3 protein-coding genes are annotated in these 4,610 nt (G+C 73.5%); 2 read left to right on the forward strand and 1 reads right to left on the reverse strand.

What is annotated here, in order from left to right; genetic code table 11:
* Positions 1–570, reverse strand: a 570-nt coding sequence (locus AB0G02_RS29015; RefSeq protein ID WP_360799970.1) for an NAD(P)/FAD-dependent oxidoreductase, incomplete at its 3' end; no start/stop codon positions are given.
* A gap of 140 nt (positions 571–710) precedes the next feature.
* Between AB0G02_RS29015 and AB0G02_RS29020 the strand changes: the two genes are divergently transcribed.
* Both AB0G02_RS29020 and AB0G02_RS29025 read left to right on the forward strand, forming a co-directional pair.
* The gene (locus tag AB0G02_RS29020) at positions 711–2,063 is read left to right on the forward strand and encodes a 3' terminal RNA ribose 2'-O-methyltransferase Hen1 (RefSeq protein ID WP_360799973.1); all 1,353 of its coding nucleotides are present in this window, start codon (positions 711–713) and stop codon (positions 2,061–2,063) included.
* Positions 2,063–4,597: a polynucleotide kinase-phosphatase gene (locus AB0G02_RS29025; protein ID WP_360799976.1), complete on the forward strand. Its 2,535-nt coding sequence runs from the start codon at positions 2,063–2,065 to the stop codon at positions 4,595–4,597. Before AB0G02_RS29020 ends, AB0G02_RS29025 begins: the two co-directional genes overlap by 1 nt.
* The last annotated feature ends 13 nt before the right edge of the window (positions 4,598–4,610 follow it).

Raw genomic sequence — 4,610 nt, forward strand, 5'->3', positions numbered from 1 at the left:
GGCCAGCTGCTCGGCCTGCTCGGCGTTCGGCGGCGCGGTGTGCGAGAAGAACGTGACGTCGGCGCTCAGCTGCCGGAACAGCAACGCCTGGTGCATCGACATCGGCCCGCTGGCCAGCACGCCGATGGCCTGGTCCCGCACCTCGTAACCGTGGCAGTACGGGCAGTGCACGACGTCGCGCCCCCACCGCTCGCGCAGTCCCGGGACGTCAGGCAGCTCGTCCACCAGGCCCGTGGTCACCAGCACCCGACGCGCGCGGACCGTGCGGCCGTCGGCCAGCGCCACCACGAACCGGTCGCCCTCGCGCGTCACGGTCTCCACCTCGCCGGTCACCACGTGGCCGCCGTAGGAGCGGACCTCCGCCCGACCGCGCTCCAGCAGCTCGGCCGGCGGCATCCCGTCCCGCGCCAGCAACCCGTGCACCCCGTCGGCCGGCGCGTTGCGCGGCGCCCCCGCGTCGACCACCACCACCGACCGCCGCGACCGCGCCAGCATGAGCGCCCCGTTCAGCCCGGCGGCCCCACCGCCGACCACCACCACGTCGTACCCGTCCGCCAGTTCCCAGGTCATCCCGACCACCTCCTGCGACCACCATGCGCGCGGCATCCACGGATCGGCAAACCTTGTTGCCGATCCAGCAACCAGGCGATCGGGCGCCCCCGCTCCAATTCGGCGGCGGACGACGGTTCCGATCGTCCACACTGGCTCGTGTGCTGCTCACCCTGACCACGACCCACCGCCCGGCCACCGACCTCAGCCACCTGCTGCACAAGCACCCCGACCGGGCGCAGTCGTTCACCACCTCCTCCGGCACGGCGCACGTCTTCTACCCGCGCGCGGACGAGGAGGAGTGCACGGTCGCGCTCCTGCTGGAGGTCGACCCGGTCGCCCTGGTGCGCGGGCCCGGCAGCACGCTCACCCAGTACGTCAACGACCGCCCCTACGTCGCGGGCTCGCTGCTGACCGTCGCGCTCGGCTCCGTCTTCCGCACGGCCATGAACGGCCGCAGCAAGACCCGCGCGGACGTGGCCGCCACGCCGATCCCGCTGACCGTGCACGTCCCGGTCCTGCCGCACCGCCTGGTGGACCGGCTGTTCACGCCGCTGGGCTGGACCACGCACATCACCCCCCTCCCGCTCGGTGACGGCGACGACTCGCGGTACGCCGACGTCACCCTCACGGGCACCCTCACCCTGTCCCAGGCGCTGAAGCACCTGTACGTGCTGCTGCCCGTGCTCGACGGCGACAAGCACTACTGGGTCTCCGAGGACGAGGTGGACAAGCTGCTGCGCGCGGGGGAGGGGTGGCTGGGCGCGCACCCGGACCGCGAGCTGATCACGACCCGCTACCTGATGCGCCGCCGCCCGCTGGTGCAGTCCGCGCTGTCCCGCCTGGCCGACGTGGAGGAGGTCGAGCCGGAGGAGATGGACAACGCGCTCGCCGAGCCGAAGGTGTCGCTGGCCGCGCAGCGCCGCGACGCGGTCCTCGACCAGCTCAAGCAGACCGGCGCGCGCAGCGTCCTGGACCTCGGGTGCGGCGGCGGGGCGCTGTTGCGGGTCCTGCTCGAAGACCCCGCGTTCGACCGCATCCAGGGCGTCGACGTGTCCGCGCACGCCCTCGCCACCGCCGCGCGCAAGCTCCACCTGGACCGGATGTCGGACCGCCTGCGGGCCCGGCTCACGCTGCGCCAGTCGTCGCTGACCTACGCCGACCCGGAGCTGAAGGGCTACGACGCGGCCGTGCTGATGGAGGTCGTGGAGCACCTCGACCCGGACCGCCTGCCCGCGCTGGAGCACTCGGTCTTCGTCGTGGCCCGGCCGCGCACGGTCCTCGTGACCACGCCGAACGTCGAGTACAACGAGCTGTTCGAGTCCCTGCCGGAAGGCCGCCACCGGCACGCCGACCACCGCTTCGAGTGGACCCGGGCGCAGTTCGAGGAGTGGGCGGGCGGCGTCGCCCACCGGCGCGGCTACACCGTGCGCCACCTGCCGATCGGACCGGTGGACGCCGAACGCGGTGCGCCGACCCAGCTCGCGATCTTCACCTCGGGGGACGACATCTGATGGAGCTCAAGATCCCGGACCTGTGCCTCGTGGTGCTGGTCGGCGCGTCCGGCTCGGGCAAGTCCACGTTCGCGCGCAGGCACTTCGCGCCGACGCAGGTGCTGTCGAGCGACTTCTTCCGCGGGCTGGTGGCCGACGACGAGAACGACCAGTCGGCGTCCGCCGCCGCGTTCGAGGCGCTGCACTTCGTGGCGGGCAAGCGCCTGGACGCGGGCCGCACCACGGTCGTCGACGCGACGAACGTGCAGCGGGCCGACCGCGCGCAGCTGGTCGAGCTGGCCCGTCGGCACGACGTGCTGCCCGTCGCGATCGTGCTCGACCCGCCGGAGGAGGTCTGCCTGGCCCGCAACGCGAGCCGCCCGGACCGCGACTTCGGCGCGCACGTGGTGCGCCGGCACCGGGCCGCGTTGCGCAAGTCGCTGAAGTTCCTCGGCAAGGAGGGCTTCAAGCGGGTGCACGTGCTGCGCACCGAGTCCGAAGTGGACGAAGCCGTCATCGTGCCGGAGCGCCTGCTCAACGACCTGCGCCAGGAGACCGGGCCGTTCGACGTGATCGGTGACGTGCACGGCTGCCGCGCGGAGCTGGAGGACCTGCTCGTCAGGCTCGGCTACGCGCTGGTGCGCGACGACCTGGGCCGTCCGGTGGACGCCGTCCCGCCGGAGGGACGCCGGGCCGCGTTCGTCGGTGACCTGGTCGACCGCGGCCCGGACACGCCCGGCGTGCTGCGCCTGGTCATGGGCATGGTCGAGGCCGGGCACGCGCTCGCCGTGTGCGGCAACCACGAGCAGAAGCTGGTGCGCGCGCTGCGCGGTCGCAACGTGCAGGTCAAGCACGGGCTGGCCGAGTCGCTGGCGCAGCTCGCGGCCGAGCCGGAGGAGTTCCGCGAGCGCGTCGTGCGGTTCTGCGACGGCCTGATCGCGCACTACGTGCTCGACGGCGGCGACCTGGTGATCGCGCACGCGGGGCTGCCCGAGCGCTTCCACGGCCGCGCGTCCGCCCGAGTGCGGAGCTTCGCGCTCTACGGTGACACCACCGGCGAGACCGACGAGTACGGCCTGCCGGTGCGCTACCCGTGGGCGTCGGAGTACCGCGGCAAGGCCACCGTGCTCTACGGGCACACCCCGACGCCGGAGGTCGAGTGGGTCAACAACACCCTCTGCCTGGACACCGGCGTGGTGTTCGGGGGCAGGCTGACGGCGTTGCGCTACCCGGAGCGCGAGGTCGTGGCGGTCGACGCGCACGAGGTCTGGTACGAGCCGGTGCGCCCGCTCGTCGTGCCCGAGGCGGAACGGGAGCCGGACGTGCTCGCCCTGTCCGACGTGACCGGCCGCCGGTCCGTCGAGACGGCCCACCGGGGCAGGATCGCCGTGCGCCCCGAGCAGGCCGCGTCGGCGTTGGAGGTGATGAGCCGCTTCGCGATCGACCCGCACGCGCTGCTGTACCTGCCGCCGACGATGGCGCCGACGGCCACCTCGCGGCGGCCCGACGTGCTGGAGCACCCGGAGGACGCCTTCGCGGAGTACCGGCACGCCGGCGTGCGCGAGGTGATCTGCGAGGAGAAGCACATGGGCTCGCGCGCCGTGGTCCTGGTCCGCCGGGACGGCGGAGGCGTGGTCCACACGCGCACCGGCCGCGCGTTCTTCGACCCGCCGATGGGCGACGACCTGCTGGCGCGCGTGCGCGAGGGGGTGACCGCGGCCGGGCTGTGGGACGAGCTCGACACGGACTGGCTGCTGCTCGACACCGAGCTGCTGCCGTGGAACGCCAAGGCGTCCGGGCTGATCAAGGAGCAGTACGCCTCGGTCGGCGCGGCGGCCACGGGTGCGCTCGGTGTGGCGGCGGACGTCCTCGCGCGGACCGCGGACCGGGGCGTCGACGTCGCCGGGCTGCTGGCGCGCACGCGGAGCAGGCTGGCCAACGCCACCGGCTACCGCGACGCCTACCTGCGCTACGTCCGGCCGACCGACGGGCTGACCGGTGTCACGATCGCGCCGTTCCAGCTCCTCGCCGCCCGCGGGCGCACGTTCCACGACCGCGACCACCTGTGGCACCTCGACGTGCTGGGACGCCTCCGGGGCGAGGTGTTCACCCGCACCCGGCACCTCGTGGTCGACACGACCGACGACGAGCAGGTTGCCGCGGGGATCCGCTGGTGGGAGGAGCTGACCGCGGCCGGCGGCGAGGGCGTGGTCGTCAAGCCGCTGGCGAACCTCGTGCACGGCGAGCGCGGCCTGGTGCAGCCGGGCGTGAAGGTGCGCGGGCGCGAGTACCTGCGGATCATCTACGGCCCGGACTACACCGAACCGGAGAACCTGGAACGCCTGCGCAAGCGCGGCCTGGGCGCGAAGCGGTCGCTCGCGATCCGCGAGTACGCGCTGGGCCTGGAGGCGTTGGAGCGCGTCGCCCGGGACGAGCCGCTGTGGCGCGTCCACGAGTGCGTGTTCGCCGTGCTGGCGCTGGAGTCGGAGCCGGTCGACCCCCATGCTCATTGGACCCTCCCGTTCGGGTGGGCCGATGGTAGGCGCGCGCGGTGATCGTTCGGGGTGG

Source organism: Actinosynnema sp. NPDC023658 (assembly GCF_040639995.1).
GTDB lineage: Bacteria > Actinomycetota > Actinomycetes > Mycobacteriales > Pseudonocardiaceae > Actinosynnema.

Coding starts and splice junctions, on each gene's coding strand:
- AB0G02_RS29025 (WP_360799976.1), top strand. CDS start 2,063: ATGGAGCTCAAGATCCCGGACCTGTGCCTCGTGGTGCTGGTCGGCGCG.